18 protein-coding genes and 1 riboswitch are annotated in these 20,371 nt (G+C 73.2%); of the genes, 13 read left to right on the top strand and 5 right to left on the bottom strand.

Going from position 1 to position 20,371, the window contains the following annotated elements:
- Positions 1–35: 35 nt before the first annotated feature.
- Together Q7T52_RS20050 and Q7T52_RS20045 are read right to left on the bottom strand one after the other, a co-directional pair.
- Positions 36–752, bottom strand: coding sequence for an FAD-binding oxidoreductase (locus Q7T52_RS20050; RefSeq protein ID WP_304805321.1), 717 nt, complete (start codon positions 750–752; stop codon positions 36–38).
- Positions 749–1,369 (bottom strand): sulfite oxidase-like oxidoreductase, encoded by a 621-nt coding sequence (locus Q7T52_RS20045; protein WP_304805320.1) that lies wholly within the window; start codon positions 1,367–1,369, stop codon positions 749–751. Before Q7T52_RS20045 ends, Q7T52_RS20050 begins: the two co-directional genes overlap by 4 nt.
- Before the next feature lie 132 nt (positions 1,370–1,501).
- Between Q7T52_RS20045 and gatC the strand changes: the two genes are divergently transcribed.
- Genes gatC through gatB form a run of 3 tightly spaced genes read left to right on the top strand, consistent with a single transcriptional unit; the run spans position 1,502 to position 4,814 of the window.
- A complete protein-coding gene (gene gatC / locus Q7T52_RS20040; RefSeq protein ID WP_304805319.1) occupies positions 1,502–1,801 on the top strand; it encodes an Asp-tRNA(Asn)/Glu-tRNA(Gln) amidotransferase subunit GatC in 300 nt (99 codons plus the stop codon).
- Between the two features lie 32 nt (positions 1,802–1,833).
- Positions 1,834–3,321 (top strand): Asp-tRNA(Asn)/Glu-tRNA(Gln) amidotransferase subunit GatA, encoded by a 1,488-nt coding sequence (gene gatA / locus Q7T52_RS20035; protein WP_304805336.1) that lies wholly within the window; start codon positions 1,834–1,836, stop codon positions 3,319–3,321.
- Positions 3,321–4,814: an Asp-tRNA(Asn)/Glu-tRNA(Gln) amidotransferase subunit GatB gene (gene gatB / locus Q7T52_RS20030; protein ID WP_304805318.1), complete on the top strand. Its 1,494-nt coding sequence runs from the start codon at positions 3,321–3,323 to the stop codon at positions 4,812–4,814. Before gatA ends, gatB begins: the two co-directional genes overlap by 1 nt.
- Before the next feature lie 42 nt (positions 4,815–4,856).
- Here the strand turns inward: gatB and Q7T52_RS20025 are convergent, their stop codons facing one another.
- A complete protein-coding gene (locus Q7T52_RS20025) occupies positions 4,857–5,183 on the bottom strand; it encodes a hypothetical protein (RefSeq protein WP_304805317.1) in 327 nt (108 codons plus the stop codon).
- Here Q7T52_RS20025 and Q7T52_RS20020 point away from each other — a divergent pair.
- The gene (locus tag Q7T52_RS20020) at positions 5,182–5,391 is read left to right on the top strand and encodes a hypothetical protein (protein ID WP_304805316.1); all 210 of its coding nucleotides are present in this window, start codon (positions 5,182–5,184) and stop codon (positions 5,389–5,391) included. The two genes, Q7T52_RS20025 and Q7T52_RS20020, sit on opposite strands and share 2 nt — an antisense overlap.
- Before the next feature lie 29 nt (positions 5,392–5,420).
- On the opposite strand, the gene Q7T52_RS20015 is transcribed toward Q7T52_RS20020, so the two are convergent.
- Together Q7T52_RS20015 and Q7T52_RS20010 are read right to left on the bottom strand one after the other, a co-directional pair.
- Positions 5,421–5,804, bottom strand: a complete 384-nt coding sequence (locus tag Q7T52_RS20015; protein WP_304805315.1) for a hypothetical protein — start codon at positions 5,802–5,804, stop codon at positions 5,421–5,423.
- Positions 5,805–5,930: 126 nt separating this feature from the next.
- Positions 5,931–7,310: an AMP-binding protein gene (locus tag Q7T52_RS20010; protein ID WP_304805314.1), complete on the bottom strand. Its 1,380-nt coding sequence runs from the start codon at positions 7,308–7,310 to the stop codon at positions 5,931–5,933.
- An 88-nt stretch (positions 7,311–7,398) separates the two neighbouring features.
- Positions 7,399–7,511: riboswitch (cobalamin riboswitch) on the top strand.
- Positions 7,512–7,605: 94 nt separating this feature from the next.
- Between Q7T52_RS20010 and Q7T52_RS20005 the strand changes: the two genes are divergently transcribed.
- The 9 genes from Q7T52_RS20005 to Q7T52_RS19965 all read left to right on the top strand — a co-directional run bounded on the left by Q7T52_RS20005 (position 7,606) and on the right by Q7T52_RS19965 (position 20,292).
- Positions 7,606–9,255, top strand: coding sequence for a prenyltransferase/squalene oxidase repeat-containing protein (locus Q7T52_RS20005; protein WP_304805313.1), 1,650 nt, complete (start codon positions 7,606–7,608; stop codon positions 9,253–9,255).
- Positions 9,252–10,172 carry a hypothetical protein gene (locus Q7T52_RS20000; RefSeq protein ID WP_304805312.1) on the top strand — a complete coding sequence of 307 codons (921 nt, stop codon included), beginning with the start codon at positions 9,252–9,254 and terminating at the stop codon, positions 10,170–10,172. Before Q7T52_RS20005 ends, Q7T52_RS20000 begins: the two co-directional genes overlap by 4 nt.
- A gap of 7 nt (positions 10,173–10,179) precedes the next feature.
- Complete coding sequence (locus tag Q7T52_RS19995) at positions 10,180–11,259, top strand: energy-coupling factor transporter transmembrane component T (protein ID WP_304805311.1); 1,080 nt, start codon at positions 10,180–10,182, stop codon at positions 11,257–11,259.
- A complete protein-coding gene (locus Q7T52_RS19990) occupies positions 11,256–12,830 on the top strand; it encodes an ABC transporter ATP-binding protein (protein ID WP_304805310.1) in 1,575 nt (524 codons plus the stop codon). The genes Q7T52_RS19995 and Q7T52_RS19990 overlap by 4 nt, the downstream gene beginning before the upstream one ends.
- A complete protein-coding gene (locus Q7T52_RS19985) occupies positions 12,827–13,657 on the top strand; it encodes an ECF transporter S component (RefSeq protein WP_304805309.1) in 831 nt (276 codons plus the stop codon). The genes Q7T52_RS19990 and Q7T52_RS19985 overlap by 4 nt, the downstream gene beginning before the upstream one ends.
- Before the next feature lie 176 nt (positions 13,658–13,833).
- Positions 13,834–14,856: a phosphate ABC transporter permease subunit PstC gene (gene pstC / locus Q7T52_RS19980; protein WP_304805308.1), complete on the top strand. Its 1,023-nt coding sequence runs from the start codon at positions 13,834–13,836 to the stop codon at positions 14,854–14,856.
- The gene (gene pstA / locus Q7T52_RS19975) at positions 14,856–16,013 is read left to right on the top strand and encodes a phosphate ABC transporter permease PstA (RefSeq protein WP_304805307.1); all 1,158 of its coding nucleotides are present in this window, start codon (positions 14,856–14,858) and stop codon (positions 16,011–16,013) included. Before pstC ends, pstA begins: the two co-directional genes overlap by 1 nt.
- Positions 16,010–17,683 carry a phosphate ABC transporter substrate-binding protein PstS gene (locus tag Q7T52_RS19970; protein ID WP_304805306.1) on the top strand — a complete coding sequence of 558 codons (1,674 nt, stop codon included), beginning with the start codon at positions 16,010–16,012 and terminating at the stop codon, positions 17,681–17,683. The genes pstA and Q7T52_RS19970 overlap by 4 nt, the downstream gene beginning before the upstream one ends.
- A complete protein-coding gene (locus Q7T52_RS19965; protein ID WP_304805305.1) occupies positions 17,680–20,292 on the top strand; it encodes a hypothetical protein in 2,613 nt (870 codons plus the stop codon). The genes Q7T52_RS19970 and Q7T52_RS19965 overlap by 4 nt, the downstream gene beginning before the upstream one ends.
- The last annotated feature ends 79 nt before the right edge of the window (positions 20,293–20,371 follow it).

The raw sequence follows: 20,371 nt of genomic DNA, 5'->3' as shown, positions 1-20,371 counted from the left end.
CGGTCACAGACGGTGGATGAACGTTCAACCACCCGTCAGGAGGTGACTCCGAACTGCTCGACCCGGACCGCCGAGGCGAGCATGCCCGCCTCGCCGAGCACCCGGGTCGCGAAGGAGGCGAAGCCGACCGACCCGCAGACGTAGGCGCGCTCCGCCGGGGTCGGGAGGTCGAGGAGGTCGCGGACCTCCTCGGGGTACGGCGGCGCGGCCACCCGGCTGCCGAGGTTCTCCCGCGTCAGCGCGACGAAGGCCCCGGCGGCCAGGAGCTCCTCGGCGTAGGGCAGCTCGTCGAGCGTCCTGCCGACCGCGACCACCCGCAGCCGGTCGGCCAGACCCAGGCGGGCGGCGTACCGCACCATCGAGACGATCGGCACGATCCCGAAGCCGCCGCCGACGGCGATCGCCGTGACGTCGCCCTCCCACGTGAACCAGCCACCGAGCGGTCCGCGGACCTCGACGACGTCGCCGGGCTCGGCCACGTCGTGCAGGTGGCCGGACACCTCGCCGTCGGGCATCCGCTCGACCATCAGCTCGACGAGGGGGTCGCCCGGGTCGGACGCGATCGAGTAGGAGCGCTGGGCGGTGTAGTCGTCGGGCGCGCGCAGGCGGACGACGTAGTGCTGGCCCGGGAGGTGCTCGACCTTGCCGGCCACGTCGAGGCGGATCCGGGCCAGCCGGCCGTCGGGCCGGTCGACCTCGACGACGGTGGCCGTCGACCAGGTGGTGGTGGCGGTCTCCCCGGTGTCCGTCACGGGTCGCCCTGGTAGCGCTGCTCGAGCCACGGGTCGCCGCGGTCGTGGTAGCCGTTGCTCTCCCAGAAGCCGGGCCGGTCACGCGCCATCAGCTCGAGCCGGGTGACCCACTTGGCCGACTTCCAGAAGTAGAGGTGCGGCACGAGCAGCCGTACCGGACCGCCGTGCTCGTCGCTGAGCGGCTTGCCGTCGGCCTCCCACACCACCCACGCCTTGCCGCCGACGACGTCGTCGATCGGCAGGTTGGTGGTGTAGCCGGTGGTCGCGTGGGCCATGACGTAGCCCGCCTCGGGCAGCGGGCCCGCGGCCTCGAGCAGCGTGTCGACGCTGACCCCGCGGAACGCGACGTCGAAGCGGCTCCACGTCGTCACGCAGTGGATGTCGCCGGCGTACGCCGAGCCCGGGAGGTCGCGCAGCTCGCGCCACGACCAGGTGGTCGGGGTCGACACGAGGCCGTCGACGCTCAGCGACCAGTGCTCGGGGTCGAGGTGCGGCGTGACCTCGGCGGTCAGCGTCGGCCAGTCGCGGCCCACGTCGTACTGGCCGGGTGGGAGGCGCTCGGAGCGGCCGGCCGCCTCGGCACGACGCTTGCCGGTGAATCCGCGGGTGACGGGCATGGGCCCATCCTGCCGGGTCGCGGGTTCCAAGGCTCGTACCGCTCGTGCCTCAGACGACGCGTGGACCAGGGTCCGAATGGCCCGATGGGGTCAGGCGCGCCCGTCCCCGGCGTGAACACTAGGCTCCATGCCATGCCGGAGATCACTCGCGACGAGGTCGCCCACCTGGCGACGCTCGCCCGGATCGACCTGGACGACGCCGAGCTCGACCACCTCGCGCCCCAGCTGTCGGTCATCCTCGAGTCCGTGGCCTCGATCAGCGGCGTGGCCGGCGACGACGTGCCGCCTACGTCCCACGCGGTGCCGCTGACCAACGTCTTCCGCGACGACGTCGTCGTGCCCGGGCTGACGCCCGAGCAGGCGCTGTCGGGCGCGCCGGAGCGGTCGGGCGGGCGCTTCGCCGTACCGCGGATCCTGGGGGACGAGCAGTGACTGACGCCCTCATCCGCCGGACCGCGGCCGAGATGGCCGACGACCTCGCCGCCGGCACGACCACCTCGGTCGCGCTCACCCGGGCCCACCTCGACCGGATCGCCGCGGTCGACGGCGCGGTCCACGCGTTCCTCCACGTCGACGCCGAGGGCGCGCTCGCCCAGGCCGCCGCCGCCGACGAGCGCCGCGCCGAGGGCGCCACCCGCTCGACCCTCGACGGCGTCCCGATCGCGGTCAAGGACGTGCTGGCGACCGAGGGGCTCCCGACGACCTGCGGGTCCAAGATCCTCGAGGGCTGGGTCCCGCCCTACGACGCCACGGTGGTCGCGCGGCTGCGCGCCGGCGGCCTGCCGATCCTCGGCAAGACCAACATGGACGAGTTCGCGATGGGCTCGTCGACCGAGCACTCGGCCTACGGCCCGACCCACAACCCGTGGGACCTCGACCGCATCCCCGGCGGCTCCGGCGGCGGCTCCGCGGCCGCGGTCGCGTCGTTCGCGGCGCCGCTCGCCCTCGGCACCGACACCGGCGGCTCGATCCGTCAGCCCGGCGCCGTCACCGGAACGGTCGGCGTCAAGCCGACCTACGGCGGCGTCTCGCGCTACGGCCTGGTGGCGCTCGCCAACTCCTTCGACCAGGTCGGACCGGTCACGCGCACGGTCCTCGACTCGGCCCTGCTGCACGAGCTCATCGGCGGCCACGACGCCCGGGACTCGACGTCGATCGACGTCGCGCTGCCCGACCTGGTCGGGGCGGCCCGCCAGGGTGCCGGCGGTGACCTGTCCGGCCTCAAGGTCGGCGTGATCCGCGAGCTCGCCGGCGACGGCTGGCAGCCCGGCGTGATGGCGCGCTTCACCGAGTCCGTCGACCTGCTGGTCGGGATGGGCGCCGAGGTCGTCGAGGTGTCGTGCCCGACGTTCGTGCACGCGCTGGCGACCTACTACCTGATCATGCCGGCCGAGGCGTCGAGCAACCTCGCCAAGTTCGACGCCATGCGCTTCGGCCTCCGGGTGCTGCCCGAGGGCGTCGACTCCCCGTCGGCCGAGGACGTCATGCGGGCCACCCGCGACGCGGGCTTCGGCGACGAGGTCAAGCGCCGCATCATCCTCGGCACCTATGCCCTCTCGAGCGGCTACTACGACGCCTACTACGGCCAGGCCCAGAAGGTGCGCACGCTCATCACGCACGACTTCGGCGCCGCGTTCCAGCAGGTCGACGTGCTCGTCTCGCCGACCGCGCCGACCACGGCGTTCAAGCTCGGCGAGAAGCTCGACGACCCGCTGGCGATGTACCTCAACGACCTCGCCACCATCCCGGCCAACCTCTCCGGCGTCCCCGGCATCTCGGTGCCCAGCGGGCTCGCCGACGAGGACGGTCTCCCGGCCGGCTTCCAGGTGCTGGCGCCGGCCCTCGCCGACGACCGCGTCTATCGCGTGGGTGCCGCGCTCGAGGCCGCCCTGACCGACAAGTGGGGCGGGCCGCTGCTCGACCGCGCCCCGGTGCTGGAAGGAGAACGCTGATGGCTGCCGATCTCGTCGCCTTCGACGACGTGCTGGCGACGTACGACCCCGCCCTCGGGCTCGAGGTCCACGTCGAGCTCAACACCAGCACCAAGATGTTCTGCGGCTGCCCGGCCGTCTTCGGCGGCGAGCCCAACGCGCAGGTCTGCCCGACCTGCCTGGGCCTGCCCGGCGCGATGCCGGTGGTCAACCGCAAGGCCGTCGAGTCGGCGATCCGGATCGGGCTCGCGCTCAACTGCTCGATCGCCGAGTGGTGCCGCTTCGCGCGCAAGAACTACTTCTATCCCGACATGCCCAAGAACTTCCAGACCTCCCAGTACGACGAGCCCATCGCCTTCGACGGCTGGATGGACGTCGAGGTCGACGGCGGCGTGGTGCGGGTCGAGATCGAGCGCGCCCACATGGAGGAGGACACCGGCAAGTCGCTCCACGTGGGCGGCGCGACCGGTCGCATCCACGGTGCCGACTACTCGCTCGTCGACTACAACCGCGCCGGCATCCCGCTCATCGAGATCGTGACCCGGCCCATCCAGGGCGCCGGCGCCCGTGCGCCCGAGATCGCCAGGGCCTACGTCGCGCAGCTGCGCGACCTGATCGTCGCCCTGGGGGTCTCCGAGGCCCGGATGGACCAGGGCAACTTGCGCGCCGACGTCAACCTGTCGCTCGCACCCAAGGGGTCCGACCGCCTCGGCACCCGCACCGAGACCAAGAACGTCAACTCGTTCCGCTCCGTCGAGCGCGCCGTGCGCTACGAGATGCAGCGGCACGCCGCGGTGCTCGGCACCGGCGCGACGATCCTGCAGGAGACGCGCCACTGGCACGAGGACACCGGCGTGACCACGTCGGGCCGCGAGAAGTCCGACGCCGACGACTACCGCTACTTCCCCGAGCCCGACCTCGTCCCGGTCGCGCCGTCACGCGAGTGGGTCGACGAGCTGCGCGGCACGCTGCCGGAGAACCCCACCGTCAAGCGGACCCGCCTCCAGGCCGACTGGGGCTTCACCGACCTCGAGATGCGCGACACCGTCGGCGCCGGCGCGTTCGGGCTGGTCGAGGCGACCGTCGCCGAGGGCTGCCCGCCGCAGGCCGCACGCAAGTGGTGGCTGACCGAGCTGGCCCGTCGCGCCAACGAGTCCGGCGTCGACATCGCCGACCTCGGCGTCTCACCGGCCCAGGTGGCCGCCGTACAGGCGCTCGTCGACGACGGCACCGTCAACGACAAGCTCGCCCGCCAGGTCTTCGACGGCCTGCTCGCCGGCGAGGGCACCCCCGAGGAGATCGTCGCCGCCCGCGGGCTGGCGATCGTCTCCGACGAGGGTGCGCTCGGTGCGGCCGTCGACGCCGCGATCGCGGCCAACCCCGACGTCGCCCAGAAGATCCGTGACGGCAAGCACGCCGCTGCCGGTGCGCTCATCGGTGCGGTCATGAAGGAGATGCGCGGGCAGGCCGACGCGGGCCGGGTGCGCGAGCTCGTGCTGGAGCGGTTGGCCTGAGGGTCGTCAAACCCTGATACCGACGCACCTGGTACGTCGCAGTCAAAGGTCGGGGTCGTCGGGACACGCTGGACAGCGGACGAACGCGCCGGTCCAGCCTCCACGTTGCAACAGCCGGTGGATCCGGGCGGCGGTCCAGCACGGGGTCCCGAAGACCAGGCCGTAGGTGATCCGGACGGTCAGTGCGTCGTCGATCACGCGGGTGTCGAGATCGCGACGGGCATCCTTGTCTCGCGCCCTGGCGTTGTCGTGGAACGCCCGGCCGTCGAGCTCGACGAGGAGTCCCTGCTCGACGTAGTGGACGTCCCGCGCCGTCGGCTTGCGGCCGACGGTGCCCGGGCGCCTGGCGTTGACCGGGCGGCAGGCCATGGGCCCGTTCGACGCGGTGGAGGTAGCCGCGCTCGAGCACCGAGCACGCACCGGTGGCGAGGTCGTCGAGCATCTCCAGGAGCAGCTGCTTGCCCGGCACCCGCCGTGTCTGCAGCACCTCGGCGACCTTGACCGCCGACGTCTGCCGCGTCTGGATCACGTCGGCCAGCAGCCGGAACGTCGCCAGGACGTCGTCGCGCTGCTCTGATGCGACGTCGATCAGGGCGTGCTGGAGCTTCATGCGGGGAGGAGCGCAGCGCCAGTCGACCCGTCGGCCAGATCGGGCTTGCGGTGGGCGCGGACCCGGTCCACCGGCTTGACGGTGCGGTTGTCGGCGATCGCCACGTCGATGACGGCCCGTGGCGGCGGATGCGGCAGCGCAGACAGTCCGGTGAGGGCGCTCGGCCAGTGCGCCAGCACCGCGACCCACTCGCGTTGCTGCCGGGTGAGCTCCCCGGTGTGGTTGACGAACACCCCCGGCACGACGCGGACCAAGTCCTTGCGGCGCAGCATCCGTTCGATGTCGCCGTGGGTGAAGTGAAGTGACAGCAGCTGGCGGCGGGAGACCACGCCGTCCTGGACCCACTCCAGCAGGTGGCGAAGCCCCTCGGTGTCGGGCATCTTGTCGCGTGGCATGGCCATGCCCTCCCCGGCACGTCGAGCCGGAAACGAGCCCGTCGGTCGCCTGTGGACAACGTCGATCCTCGATGGCGACGTGCGGGGCACGTCGGATCGGAAGGTTCAGATTCAGTCGTCCAGCAGCAGCGTCTTCTGCACCTTGCCCATCGCGTTGCGGGGCAGCTCGTCGACGAGGACGACCTCACGCGGACGCTTGTGCCACGACAGCCGCGACCCGACGAGCTCGACCAGCTCGGTCTCGAGACCCGGGGCGGCAGCCCCGACGACGAAGGCCACGATCCGCTGGCCGAGGTCGTCGTCGGGGACTCCGACGACCGCGACCTCGTCGACGGCCGGGTGGTCGAGCAGGACCGCCTCGACCTCGCCGGAGCCGACGCGGTAGCCGCCGGTCTTGATCAGGTCGGTCGACTCGCGGCCGACGATGCGGTGCCAGCCGTCGGCGTCGCGCACGGCGAGGTCACCGGTCGAGAACCACCCGTCGTCGGCGAGGTCGGGGGAGGGGCGGCCGAGGTAGCCGGACATGACCGAGGGTCCGCGCACCTCGAGCCGGCCCATTCCTTCGTCGTCGGGGCCGTCAGCAGGCGACGCGATCCGGGTCTCGGTCGCACCGACCGGCCGCCCGACCCAGCCGGGTCGCGGCGCCTCGTCGACCCGCGCGGCCAGGGTGATGCCGGTCTCGGTCATGCCGTAGCGCTCGTGGGGCGCCAGGCCGGTCAGCTCCTGCAGCGCGGTGAAGGTCGACACGGGCAGGGGGGCGCTGCCGGACACCAGGAGCCGGGCGCGGCGGAGCGCCCGCGCCGCCTCGGGCGACTGCGCCACGCGGTGCCAGACGGTCGGGACGCCGAAGTAGACCGAGCCCGCGGCCGCGGCGTAGGCCTCGGGGGAGGGCCGGACCGTGTGGACGAGCCGCGACCCGACGCGCAGCGGACTGAGCAGGCCGAGCACCAGGCCGTGCAGGTGGAAGAGGGGGAGGCCGTGCACGAGGACGTCGTCGGGCGTCCAGGCCCAGGCCTCGGCCAGCCCGTCGAGGCACGCGGCGAGGGTCCGGCCGGTGTGGGGCACGCCCTTGGGCGGCCCGGTCGTGCCGGAGGTGTAGAGGAGGAGCGCCGTGGCGTCGGGGTCCACGCGCCGGGGAGCCCACGACTCGAGGCCCGGGGTGAGCACGGGCAGGTCCCCGGCGAGGGCGGCGGGCCCGGACCAGGTCACGGCCCCCGAGTCGGCCAGGACGTGGCGGCGCTCGTCGGGGCCCGAGTCCGGCGGCACGGGTACGACGGGCACGCCGGCCAGCAGCGCCCCGACGACCGCCACGACGGTGAGCACGTCGGGCGAGGCGTGCACGGCCACCGGTCCGGGCCGCGTGCGACGGTCGAGCTCCGCGGCGACACCGTGGGCACCGTCCAGCAGGGCGTCGCGCGAGAGCACCGCGTCGCCGACGGTGACCAGGTCGGGCAGGTCGGGGCCGGTGGGATCCAGGAGGGCGTCCAGCACCGCAGCACTCTCGCACGCCGATCACGACTAACCGGGGCCCGTCCCGCCGGGTTACGCTCCGCCTGAACCACTCATCACGCCCGTGGCGGGGGAAGCCGGTCGAATTCCGGCGCTGACCCGCAACCGTAGGCGGCCGCCTCCTCGCAGCACGCACCACCGCAGCACCGCACCACCGAGGGACGACCGCGAGCCGGAGCACCTGACACGACGCGTCTCACCACATCGCTGTCGTGGAAAGCAGCGGGTGACCCGGCCGAGGCCAGGGGCTCCCGTCGCGTGCAGCGGGAAGGAACCCATGAAGCACCGCTCGCTCCTCGCCGGGCTCTCGGCGCTGGCCGTGACCGCCGGCCTCACCGCCGGCGTCGCCGCGCCCGCGTCGGCCCTGCCTGACGCGCCCTACGAGCCGGACTTCGCGCCCGCGCGCGAGGGTGCCGCCTGGCTCACCGGGCAGCTCACCGACGGCCTGATGGTCAACCCCAACTTCGGCGGCTTCACCGACTACGGCCTCACGGTCGACACCGGTCTCGCCCTCGCCGACGTCGGCGAGCCCGGCACCGTCGACACGATCTCGGCCGCCCTGGCGCCCGAGGTCCGCAGCTACTACACCTACTTCGTCACCGCCGAGAAGACCCACGTCTCCGCCGGGTCGCTCGCCAAGGCGACCGCGTTCGTGCAGGACGCCGGCGACGACACCTCGGCCTACGGCGGGCAGGACCTCGTCACGCAGCTCGAGGCCCGCGTCTCCACGGCGTCGGGCAGCGCCGGCCGCCTCGGCGACGTGTTCTTCCCCGAGGAGCAGTACGAGGCCGACTACGCCAACACGATCGGCCAGGCGTTCGCCGCCAAGGCCCTCGACGTCGAGGGCAGCACGCGCGCTGCCTCGGTGACCGACTACCTCCTGGCCCAGCAGTGCTCCGACGGCTTCTTCCGGCTCGCGCTCGGCGCCACCGCCGCCGACACCTGCGACACCGCGACGCCGGCGGCGACGCCCAGCACCGACGTCACCGCCCTGGCGATCATCAACCTGCAGAGCCAGCTCGACGACCCCGTGGTCGCCGCCGCCGTCACCGACGCGCTGACCTGGCTGAAGGGCACCCAGAACCCTGACGGCTCCTTCGGCAGCGACGCGATGATCACCACCGCCAACGCCAACAGCACCGGCCTCGCCGGTTGGGCGCTCGGCGACGCCGAGTCCTCCAGCACCGCCAGCTACACCGACGCCGCCAGGAGCGCGGCCGTCTGGCTGCGCACCCGCCAGGTCGCCAACACCGCCTCGTGCCGGCCCTACGCCGGCGCCGACGAGGGGGCCGTCGCCTACGACGACGCCGCCCTCGAGTCCGTGACCGGCACGCCGATCACCCAGGAGGCGCAGGACCAGTTCCGACGGGCGACCGCCCAGGCGCTCCCGGCCCTGACCAGCGCACCCGACGGCGTCGTCCCGACCCCCTACGTCTCGGACTACGTCCGCGCGCGCAGCGTCCAGCGCGTCGACGTCGCCGCGTCGCCGGGTGACGTCGTCTGCCTGGTCGGCAACGGCACCACGCGTCTCCGGCGGGTCCCGACGACGGGCACCCTCTCCTTCTCCTTCACGCTCCCGTCCGGCACGGGCAACCGCGCGTACGCCGTCCAGGACGGTGACGAGGTCGTCTACAGCAGGACCTACCGTGCGCTCGGGTCCAAGACCCTCAAGGTGCGGGCCCTGGCCAGCGTGCGGCGCGGCGCGCAGCAGCGCGTGGTGCTGACCGGGCTCGCGGCCGGCGAGCAGGTCAAGGTCTCCTTCGGCGGCAAGGTCGTCGCCCGCGGCAAGGCCGGGTCGAAGGGCCGCTTCCAGCGCGCCTTCACCGTGCCGGTCAAGGCCGGGCTGGGCCAGCGCAAGCTCCGCGTCGTCGGCGAGTTCAGCACCCGCGTCGGCACCACGACCTTCAAGGTCACCCGGGCCAAGTGAGCCGTCTGCTGCGTCCGGTCGTCGCCGCCCTCGTGGCGGCGGCCGGCTGCGCTGCCCTCGCCGTCCTGGTGGGGGCAGCCGCTCCGGCCCAGGCCGCGGCCTGCTCGACGGCCTCCGGCGTCACCGTCGTCGCCGACTTCAACGGCCTCGGCGGCGGGGTCCAGGGCGCCTGCGTGGCCGACGGTGGCGGCGACAAGGCCTCCGACCTGTTCCCGGCGGCCGGCTTCCCGCTCAACCTCCAGACGCCCGGCAGCCCCGGCTACGTCTGCCAGGTGAGCGGCAAGCCGAACGGGTGCGGTCGGCCGGACGGCGACGCCTACTGGGGCCTGTGGTGGTCCGACGGCCGCACCGGCCGCTGGACCTACGCGAGCCTCGGCGCCGCGTCGCTCCGGGTCCCCGACGGCGGCTACGTCGCGTTCGCCTGGGACGACGCGGCCGGCGAGGTGCAGCCGTCCTACACTCCGGCGGCGCACGCCGCGCCGAGCCCGACCCCTCAGCCGACGCAGCCCACGCAGCAACCGCCCCCTCAGCCGACGCAGGCACCCACGCGTACGCCGAGCGCGTCGCCGGCGCCGTCGGGCACCTCGACGTCCGCCGCTCCGGGTGCGCCCACGACCACACCCACCGCCACCACGGAGACCCCCTCGACCTCGGCGCCGACCACCGCGTCCGGCACCCCGACGGCTCCGACCAGCACCGCGACGACCACCGCCCCGGCTGAGGGGACCCCGACCGCCACCGACAACGGCACCGAGACCGGCTCCGGCACCGGGCTCGCCGACCCGGTCGCCCCCACCGCCGCCGACACCGACGACGACGGCGGCCTCCCCGGCTGGCTCGCCCCGCTGGTGATCGTGCTGCTCTTCGGCGTCGCCGGTGCCGTCGTGCTCCTCAAGCGCCGTCGACCGACCCCGTGAGCGCCCCGTGAGCGCGCTGCCGCGCGACCTGCACCCCGTGGCCTGGTGGCTGTGGGCGATCGGGCTCGCGACGGCGGCGTCCCTCACGACCAACCCGCTGGTGCTGCTGACGATCGTGGGGGTCGTGGCGGTCGTCGTGACGGCGCGACGGACCGACCACCCGTGGGCCCGCTCGTTCCGCTTCTACGTCTGGCTCGGCGTCGCGGCGGTCGTGCTGCGCGTGCTGTGGCGGGTCGTCCTCGGCGGCGGCTACCCCGGCGACGTCGTGCTCGACCTGCCCGAGATCCCCCTGCCCGACTTCGTCCTCGGCGTCACCCTGCTCGGCCCGGTCACCCAGGAGGCGCTCGTCGCGGGGCTGTACGACGGACTCCGCCTGGCCACGCTCGTCATCTGCGTCGGCGCCGCCAACTCCCTGGCCAACCCCAAGCGGCTGCTGCGCAGCCTGCCGCCGGCGCTCTACGAGATCGGCACCGCACTGGTCGTGGCCGTCACCGTCCTGCCGCAGTTCACCCAGAGCATCCAGCGCGTCCGCGCCGCGCAGGCCCTGCGCGCCGGCGACACCGGCCGCGTCAAGCGGCTGCGACGCTTCCTGGTGCCGGTGCTCGAGGACACCTTCGACCGCTCGCTGGCCCTCGCCGCGGGCATGGACACCCGCGGCTACGGCCGTACCGGCACGGCCACGCCGACCGAACGACGTACGACGGGAGCCCTGGTCATCGCCGGCCTCTGCGGGGTGGCCGTCGGGGTCTACGCCCTGCTCGACCAGACCGCCCCGCGGCTGCTCGCCGCCCCGATGCTCGTGCTCGGGACGCTCGTCGCCGTGGCCGGGCTGGTCAGTGCCGGCCGGCGCGTCCAGCGCACCCGTTACCGCCCCGACCGCTGGCGGCCGGCCGAGCTCGCCGTCGTCGCGGTCGGCCTCGGCGTCGCGGTGCTCGGCTGGTGGGTCAGCCACCACCAGCTGGCCATCGCCTATCCGTCGGTCTCGGCCGCCCCCGAGGTCAGCCTGACCGCGCTCGTCGCCGCCCTGCTCGGCATCGCCGCGGTCGCGGTGAGCCCGCCGCCGCGCACCGCCGGGAGCGTGCGATGAACCCGCTGCTCGAGCTGCGCGGCGTCACCCTCGCCTACGACGAGACCCGCATCCTCGACGCCGTCGACCTGACGGTGGAGGAGGGCGAGCTCGTCCTCGTCTCGGGCCCGACCGGCGTCGGCAAGTCGACCCTGCTCGGCGTCGTCACCGGCCTGGTGCCGCGCTTCAGCGGGGGAGTGCTGAGCGGCGACGTGCTGCTCGACGGCGTCAGCATCGTGAGCACGCCGCCGCGCGAGCGCGCCCACGCGATCGGCTACGTCGGTCAGGACCCCGCCGCGGCCTTCGTCACCGACACCGCCGAGGACGAGCTCGCCTACGGCATGGAGCAGCTCGGCCTGCCCCCGGAGACCATGCGGCGCCGGGTCGAGGAGACCCTCGACCTGCTCGGCATCGCCCACCTGCGCGACCGCGACCTGCACACCCTCAGCGGCGGCGAGCAGCAGCGCGTGGCGATCGGCTCGGTGCTCACCATGCACCCCCGCCTGCTCGTGCTCGACGAGCCGACGTCGGCGCTCGACCCCACCGCCGCCGAGGACGTGCTCGCGACCCTGACCCGACTCGTCCACGACCTCGGCGTGAGCGTCCTGCTCGCCGAGCACCGGCTCGAGCGGGTCGTGCCCTTCGCCGACCGGATGGTGCTGATGACGGCCGCCGCCGGGCGCACCTCCGTCGAGGTGGGGGAGCCGGCCGACCTGCTCGCCCACTCGCCCGTCGTACCCCCGATCGTCGAGCTCGGCCGCCTCGCCGGCTGGAGCCCGCTGCCGCTCACGGTCCGCGACGCCCGTCGCGCCGCCCGGACCCTCGACCTCCCCGCACCGCCCGCCGTCCCGGTCCTCGCGGACGAACCGCTCCTGCTGGCCACCGGCGTCGGCGTCGCCCACGGCAGCACCGTGGCCCTGCGCGAGGTCGACCTGACCCTGCACGCCGGGCGCGTGACCGCACTGATGGGTCGCAACGGCGCTGGGAAGTCCACCCTGCTCTGGGCCCTGCAAGGCTCCCGCAGGCGCCGGGCGGGTCGCATCGACCTCGACGGCGCCGACCCCGCCGCCCTCGACCCCGCCGGCCGGCGCGGCCGGGTCGCGCTGCTGCCGCAGACCGCCTCCGACCTGCTCTACCTCGAGACCGTCGTCGAGGAGTGCGCCGCCGGCGGCGCCGGCACCCGCGAGATCCTCGACCGCCTGGTGCCCGGCATCGACGACGCCACCCACCCACGCGACCTCTCCGAGGGCCAGCGCCTCGCGCTCGCCCTGGCGCTGGTGCTCGCCCCCGCGCCCCGGGTGGTGCTGCTCGACGAGCCCACGCGAGGCCTCGACTACAACGCCAAGGGCGCACTCGCCGGCATCCTGCGCGACCTCGCGGCCGACGGCCACGCCGTGCTCGTCGCCACGCACGACGTCGAGTTCGTGTCGTCGGTGGCCGACGAGGTCGTCGTCCTGGCCGAGGGCGAGGTCGTCTCCGCCGGCCCCACCCGCCGCGTGGTCGCCGAGTCGCCCGCCTTCGCCCCACAGGTGATGAAGGTGCTCGGCGCACCGTGGCTGCGCGTCGACGAGCTGACGGGAGCCCTGACATGAGCGACGTCCGCGCCATCCCGCTGAGCCCGCGCTCGCGCGTCACCCTCGCCGTCGCCTCCGTGCTCGGCCTGATGATGCTCTGCTGGCCGCTGCTCGTGCGCGTGGGCGACGAGGCCGCACGGATCGACCCGCCCTTCCTCTTCCTGCTGCTCCTGCCCGTCGTGATCGCCGTCGTCGTCGCCGAGATGAGCGAGGGCGGCATGGACGCCCGCGTCCTCGCGATCCTGGGCGTCCTCTCGGCCGTCAACGCGCTGATGCGCGTGCTCTCCGCCGGTACGGCGGGGGTCGAGCTGGTCTTCTTCCTGCTGATCCTCTCGGGGCGGGTCTTCGGCGCCGGGTTCGGCTTCGTGCTCGGCGTGACGTCCCTCTTCGCCTCGGCCCTGATGACGGCCGGGGTCGGGCCGTGGCTGCCGTTCCAGATGCTCTGCGCCGCCTGGGTGGGCCTGGGCGCCGGGCTGCTGCCGCGCCGCGTGACGGGGCGCTGGGAGATCGCGATGCTGGCGGCGTACGGCGTCGTGGCGGCGTACCTCTTCGGCGCGCTGATGAACCTCTCCGGCTGGCCGTTCCTCCTCGGCGTCTCGGTGCCCGGCGCCGAGGGCGACCTGACCTTCGACCCGACCGCGGGCCCGTTGCACAACCTGCACACGTTCGCCGCCTACACGCTGATCACCTCGACGGGCAGCTTCGACACCGGCCGCGCGATCACCACCGCCGTCGCCGTCGTGGTGCTCGGGCCGGCGGTGCTGACCACGTTGCGACGGGCCTCGCGACGGGCCGTCGTGGTGGGCGTGACCGACCCCATGGCCACGACGGACCAGGCCGCATAGCCCTTTCGGGCCAGGCGTTCTCCACAGAACCGGGATCGTTACCCCAACCCCGGTGGGCTGTTCGCGCCCCGTTCACGATCGGCCCCCCGATCGTTCCGTCGTCCTCCTGAGACTGCTCAGGGCTCCCCGGGACGGGAGCCGGACAGCACCACTCAGCGACGGGGACAGCCACACAGGTGACCACCACACTTCCCGACCTCGACCGGCCACAGCCGGGCGAGGTCGACGTCAAGGCGCGCGCGATCTCGCGGCGCAGCACCGGCGCCGACGCCGTCTTCACGCACGGCTCGCGCGTCGTCGGCGCGTCGGTCCTCGTCATCACCGGCGGCGTCGGGGTCTTCCTCGGCCTGCAGGCGGTCCCGACGTTCAAGCGCTACGGACTGAGCTTCTTCACCGAGCAGCAGTGGTCGCCCGACACCGACACGATCGGCATCGCCGCCGTCCTGGTCGGCACGTTCCAGGTCGCGCTGGTGGCGATGGTCATCGCCTTCCCGCTCGCGCTGGCGACCGCGCTCTACATCAGCGAGTACGCACCGGCCCGGCTCAAGGCCACGCTGGTCTCGATGGTCGACCTGATGGCCGCCGTGCCGTCGGTGATCTACGGCCTCTTCGTCGCGCTGCTGATCATGCCGTACGCCGCCGACCTCTCGATCTGGTTCGACCGCACCCTCGGCTGGCTCCCGATCTTCGCGGTGCCGGGCGGCGAGGCCGACTCGCCGCTGCCCGCCCTGAGCCAGTACGGCTTCAGCTCCTTCGTCGCCGGCATCGCCGTGTCGATGATGGTGATGCCGATGGCGTGCGCCGTGATGCGCCAGGTCTTCTCGCAGACGCCGCCGGGGGAGAAGGAGGCCGCGCTCGCGCTCGGCGCCTCCACCTGGGGCATGATCCGCACCGTCGTGCTGCCCTTCGGCCGTGGCGGCATCATCGGCGGCACGATGCTCGCGATGGGTCGCGCGCTCGGCGAGACCATCGCCGTCGCGCTGATCCTCTCGCCCTCCTTCGAGATCAAGGCGAGCGTCACGGAGAAGGGCGGCAGCACGATCAGCTCGCTGATCGCCAACCGCTTCGGCGACGCCTCGACCTCGCAGCTCTCGGCGCTGCTCGCCGCCGGTCTCGTCCTGTTCCTCATCACGCTGCTGATCAACACGCTGGCCGCCATCGTGGTCAACCGCAGCCGTTCCGGGGCGGACACCGACTGATGACGACCCTCGACCGCAACGGCCCCGACCTGAGCCAGCCCGCGCCCGGCAAGACCTTCCTGCCGTCGTACGACGACGACGCGCCGCCCCCGGTCCCGCGCGCCTCCCTCGGCAGGATGACGCCGGACGAGCTGTTCGTGCGCGCCGGCGCGTGGTTCGCGGCCCTCGGCCTCGCCTGGGTGACCACCCAGCGGCTGCTGCCGATGCCCGGCATCCCGTGGTTCCTCCTCGCCTGGTTCTTCTTCGGCCTCGTCGTCACCGCCGTCGCCACCGCGGCGACCGGCACCTGGATCGACGTCAAGGACCGCGTCGCAGCCTCCCTGGTCACCGGCCTCGCGCTCTTCGTGGGCGCGGCGCTCGTCAGCGTCGTCACCTACGTCGCGGTCAAGGGCTACAAGCCCGTCATCAACCTCAACTTCTGGTTCGACGACATGGCCGGCGTCGGGCCCAAGGACGCCTTCGACCAGGGCGGCATCCGGCACGCGATCATCGGCTCGCTCATCGAGATCGGCATCGCCGTCGCCATCACGCTGCCCCTCGGCGTCGGCACGGCGGTCTTCATGACCGAGGTCGGCGGCACGTTCGCCCGCATCGTCCGCACCCTCGTCGAGGCCATGACGGCGCTGCCCTCGATCGTGGCGGGCCTGTTCATCTACAGCGTCTGGATCATCGCCCTGGGCAACCCGCGCTCCGGCTTCGCCGCCTCGCTGGCGCTCTCGGTGATGATGCTGCCGATCATCGCCCGCGCCTCCGACGTCGTCCTGCGGGTCGTCCCCGGCGGCCTGCGCGAGGCCAGCCTGGCACTGGGGGCCAGCCGGTGGCGCACCGTGTGGCACGTCGTGCTGCCGACGGCCCGCCCGGGCCTGGCGACCGCGCTCATCCTCGGCATCGCCCGCGGGATCGGCGAGACCAGCCCCGTGCTCCTCACCAGCGGTGCCGCCGACTTCACCAAGACCAACCCGTTCGAGGGCGCGATGAACTCCCTGCCCCTCTTCATCTTCGGCAACGTCCGCAGCGGCAACGACGAGGGCATCCAGCGGGCCTACGGCGCCGCCCTCGTGCTGCTCATCCTCGTGCTCGTCCTCTTCGTGGTCGCCCGGCTCCTGGCCCGACCGCGCAAGACCACCTCTCGGCGCTCCTCGAAAGCAGGCTCATGACCACCCGCCGCACCCGCCGCACCCGTCTCGTCGCCGTCCTCGTCGCCTTCGCCGCGGCCGCGCTCGCCGCGTCCACCGGCACCGGCGTGCCGGCGACGGCCGACGACGCCCCGCTCGCCCGCGCTACCTACGCGACGATCGAGGGCACGGGCTCGACCTGGTCCGAGCTGATCGTCAAGCAGTGGATCTCCGACGTCGACGCCAACGGCATCAAGGTCGTCTACACCGGCGGCGGCTCGTCCAAGGGCCGCAAGGACTTCTCGCAGAACACCACCGACTTCGCCATCTCCGAGATCCCCTACCAGGGCAAGGACGAGACCGGCCAGGCCGACACCAGCAACGGCCGCGACTACGCCTACCTCCCGCTCGTCGCCGGCGGCACCGCCTTCACCTACCAGCTGAAGGTCGGCAACACGATGGTCAAGAACCTCCGGCTCTCCGGGGAGACGCTGGCCAAGATCTTCACCAACCAGATCACGAAGTGGGACGACCCGGCGATCACCGCCGACAACAACGGCCGCTCGTTCCCCGGCACCAAGATCGTCCCGGTCGTCCGCTCCGACGGGTCGGGCACGACGGCGCAGTTCACGACCTGGCTCGACAAGGCCTACCCCTCGATCTGGCGGCCCTACTTCGGCCGCTCGGGCCTGACCTCCTACTACCCGAAGAAGGGCGACGTGATGATCGCCCAGTCGGGCTCCGACCAGGTGATGAACACCGTCTCGGGCTTCGCCGGCAACGGCACGATCGGCTACGTCGAGTACTCCTACCCGCTCGACAAGGGCTACCCGGTCGTCAAGGTGCTCAACAAGGGTGGCTACTACGTCGAGCCCACGCAGTACAACACCGCGGTGGCGCTCACCAAGGCCCAGATCAACAGCAACCGGTCGGACCCGACCAAGTACCTCACGCAGATCCTCGACAACGTCTACACCAACCCCGACCCGCGGGCCTACCCGATCTCGTCGTACTCCTACATGCTCATCCCGACCGGGGCCGACGACCCACGGATGACGACGGCCAAGCGTCAGTCGCTGGCCGACTTCGTCTACTACTCGCTGTGCACCGGGCAGACCAAGGCGGGCGCCTTCGGCTACTCGTCGCTCCCGCTCAACCTCGTCCAGGCGGGGTTCAGCCAGATCGCGGAGCTCAAGAAGGCCGACCCGGCGGTCAACCTCACCAACCGCGACGTCAAGAGCTGCAACAACCCGACGTTCGACGGCAAGAACCTCGACAAGAACCTCCTCGCCGAGAAGGCGCCGCAGCCCGCGGCCTGCGACAAGCAGGGCGAGGGCCCGTGCGGGACCGAGACCGGCACCGGCAAGCCGAGCACCGACGACCCGGCGGCACCCGGGACGACCGACGCCCCCAGCGGCACGTCGACCGACCCGGCCGACACCGGCGGCACCGCCGACCCCGGCGCAGGAGGCGCCGCCGGTCCTCCGGGCGGCGCCGCGGTGAACGCCGCGGGCCCGCCCGGCTCGAGCAGCGGTACGTCGACCACCCCGGTCGGCGGGAGCGACGAGGCGGTCTACGCCAGCTCGACGACGCTCGACGACCGGGCCCCCGACTCCAAGACCTTCGGTTGGGTCGCGGTGTTCCTCCTGGTCGCGCTGATCCTGCTGCCCGGCCTGACGACCGCGCGAGTCCGCCGCCGGGGCAACCCGTGAGCACCCGTTGCCTGCCCGTGCGCAACGCGCTCGGCCTGTCGGCGGCCCTCGCGGTCGTCGCCATCGGCCTGGTGCTGCCACCGCCCGGGACGGCGGCCGTGCCCCCGGCGCCGCGCGCCGCAGCGGCCGACGACTCGTTCGCCGCCGCCAGGACGGTCAGCCGCGTCTTCGTCGACGCCACCGGCGCCGAGACCCCGGTCGCGAGCTATGACGTGACCGTCAAGGCCGACCAGACCAGGAACCTCCGCGGGCGCCAGCGCATCCGCATCTCGTGGAGCGGCGCCCAGCCCAGCGGCGGCCGTGCCGCCAACCCCTACGGCGAGAAGGGCCTGGCCCAGGAGTACCCCGTCGTCGTCATGCAGTGCCGCGGTCGCGACGACGCCACCCTCCCGGCCGCCCAGCAGCTGCGGCCCGAGACCTGCTGGACCGCCTCGGTCGCCCAGCGCTCCCAGGTGCTGCGCTCCGAGGGCGAGTCGTCCTGGCGTCGTGACCTCTACGCCGACGAGGCGCGCCAGAGCCCCGTCAGCGGTGCCGAGTCGGTCGAGGCCGACCAGTGCCCGCCGCTCGACGTGACGTCGTACAGCACCGCGCTGACGCCGTTCGTGACCCGGGCCGGCGAGACGTTCTCGGCCTGCAGCGCGACGACGATGCCGCCCGAGGCGGCCGTCGACGCGGCGTTCCCGCCCGCCGAGATCAACGCCTTCACCGACGAGAACGGCAACGGCTCGGTCAACTACGAGCTGCGCAGCGACGTCGAGAACGAGTCGCTCGGCTGCAGCGACAAGGTCGCCTGCTCGATCGTCGTCATCCCGATCGTCGGGCTCAGCTGCGCGCAGCCCTCGTCGCCGGCCAGCGTCGACGACAAGGCGTGCCGGGCCCAGGGCCGCTTCGCGCCGGGGTCCAGCAACGGGGTCGGCGCCGGCATCGACCTCGCGGTCGGCCCGGCGCTGTGGTGGTCGGCGTCCAACTGGCGCAACCGGTTCAGCATCCCGGTCACGTTCGGGCTCCCGCCCGACACGTGCGACGTCCTCGACAGCCGTCCGCCGACCGGGTTCTACGGATCCGAGCTCATCGCCCAGGCGGGCCTGCAGTGGTCACCCGCCTACTGCCTCAACCAGAAGCGCTTCAAGCTGCAGCTCAACCAGACCTCCGACATCGCCGGCTTCAACCTGATGGAGAACGGCACCGGCCCCGCCGCCGTCGTGTCGTCCGAGCAGGAGTCCGCCCCCGGTGGCGACCCCGTCGGCTACGCCCCCACGGCCATCACCGGGTTCGCCGTCGGCTACGAGGTCGACCGGCCCGACAACGCCGGCGAGTTCACCCACCTGCGTCTCAACGCCCGGCTCATCGCCAAGCTGCTGAGCCAGAGCTACCTGGGCTCCGACCTGGGCCGCGGGCACCCCGGCATCGGCGACAACCCGCTGGCGATGATGAACGATCCCGAGTTCCAACAGCTCAACCGCGGTCTCAGCCAGACCACCCAGGAGGCCGCCGCGACGGTCCTGTCGCTGTCCAACGACTCCGACGTGATCGAGCAGCTGACCGAGTACCTCGCCCAGGACGAGGACGCCGCCGCCTTCCTCGGCGGCAAGCCTGACCCCTGGGGGATGAAGGTCAACCCGGCCTACGAGGACATCGAGCTGCCGCGGCCCGAGTGGCCGCTGCTCGACACCTACATCCCCGAGACCGAGAACACCTGCCGGCAGCAGAACCCGTCGGTCTACTTCAGCCAGCTCGCGGCGCCGGTCACGACGCTGCGCAAGATCTCCGAGGCCCTGCTCGACGCGTGGCCCAACGTGCAGACCAAGTGCGACTACGACCCCAGCACGCTGCTCTACAAGGTGGGGCGCGTCGACCGCCAGTCCTACGGCGCACGCTTCGTGCTCGGCATCGTCAGCCTGGGCGACGCCGCGCGCTACGGCCTCAAGACCGCCGCCCTGCAGACCAGGAAGGGGACGTTCGTCGCCCCCACCGACGCGTCGATGACGCGGGCGATCGTGCTGTCCCAGCAGCGCAAGCCGCGGCTGCCGTTCGTGCTCGACCAGGCCGACGTCGCCAAGGACGGCAAGGCCTATCCCGGCACGATGGTCGTCTACACCGCGGCCCGGCTGCGCGGTCTCGACAAGGAGACCGCGGCGACGGTCGCCCAGTTCGTGCGGATCTCGACCACCGAGGGACAGGTCCGCGGGAGCGGCAACGGCGAGCTGCCCGCCGGCTACGTGCCGATCCGGAAGACCGGTCCCACGGCCACGCTGTTCGCCTCGGCCCAGCTGGTCGCCGCCGCCATCGAGGCCCAGAAGCCGGCGCCGGGCACCCCGGCGCCGACCGGTGGCCCCACCGGCACGACCGACACCGGCCCGGGCCCCACCGACGGGGGCGACCTGACCCCGCCGGGCGACGACGCGCCGTCGACGGCCCCCGCCGCCCCGACGACGTCGTCGGCGCCGGTGCTCGACGTCGCCGACCCGGCCCCGACCAGCGCCACGACGGTCGAGGAGTCCGGCACCGCCGGCAAGCTGCTGCCCCTGCTGCTGCTCGCCGCGCTCGTCGGCGGCCTCGTCCAGGTCGGCTCGCGGTTCTTCGTGCGCCCGCCGAGGGGCCTCTCGTGACGATGACCGACCCCCGCCCCGACCAGTCGTCGACCCCGGCCGCACCCGGAGCGCCCGCCGCCCGCGGTCGCCGCCAGGG

The sequence above is a fragment of the Nocardioides sp. genome (assembly GCF_030655615.1).
In the GTDB taxonomy this organism is placed as follows: Bacteria; Actinomycetota; Actinomycetes; order Propionibacteriales; family Nocardioidaceae; genus Nocardioides.
The sequence above is the reverse complement of the archived record's forward strand: the minus strand, read 5'-3'. Positions and strand labels throughout refer to the sequence as shown.

Excerpts from the sequence above, each read along its gene's own strand:
- Q7T52_RS20045 (WP_304805320.1), bottom strand. The coding sequence starts at position 1,369 with ATGCCCGTCACCCGCGGATTCACCGGCAAGCGTCGTGCCGAGGCGGCC.
- gatC (WP_304805319.1), top strand. The coding sequence starts at position 1,502 with ATGCCGGAGATCACTCGCGACGAGGTCGCCCACCTGGCGACGCTCGCC.
- gatA (WP_304805336.1), top strand. The coding sequence starts at position 1,834 with ATGGCCGACGACCTCGCCGCCGGCACGACCACCTCGGTCGCGCTCACC.
- gatB (WP_304805318.1), top strand. The coding sequence starts at position 3,321 with ATGGCTGCCGATCTCGTCGCCTTCGACGACGTGCTGGCGACGTACGAC.
- Q7T52_RS20020 (WP_304805316.1), top strand. The coding sequence starts at position 5,182 with ATGGGCCCGTTCGACGCGGTGGAGGTAGCCGCGCTCGAGCACCGAGCA.
- Q7T52_RS20025 (WP_304805317.1), bottom strand. The coding sequence starts at position 5,183 with ATGGCCTGCCGCCCGGTCAACGCCAGGCGCCCGGGCACCGTCGGCCGC.
- Q7T52_RS20015 (WP_304805315.1), bottom strand. The coding sequence starts at position 5,804 with ATGCCCGACACCGAGGGGCTTCGCCACCTGCTGGAGTGGGTCCAGGAC.
- Q7T52_RS20005 (WP_304805313.1), top strand. The coding sequence starts at position 7,606 with ATGAAGCACCGCTCGCTCCTCGCCGGGCTCTCGGCGCTGGCCGTGACC.
- Q7T52_RS19990 (WP_304805310.1), top strand. The coding sequence starts at position 11,256 with ATGAACCCGCTGCTCGAGCTGCGCGGCGTCACCCTCGCCTACGACGAG.
- Q7T52_RS19985 (WP_304805309.1), top strand. The coding sequence starts at position 12,827 with ATGAGCGACGTCCGCGCCATCCCGCTGAGCCCGCGCTCGCGCGTCACC.
- pstA (WP_304805307.1), top strand. The coding sequence starts at position 14,856 with ATGACGACCCTCGACCGCAACGGCCCCGACCTGAGCCAGCCCGCGCCC.
- Q7T52_RS19970 (WP_304805306.1), top strand. The coding sequence starts at position 16,010 with ATGACCACCCGCCGCACCCGCCGCACCCGTCTCGTCGCCGTCCTCGTC.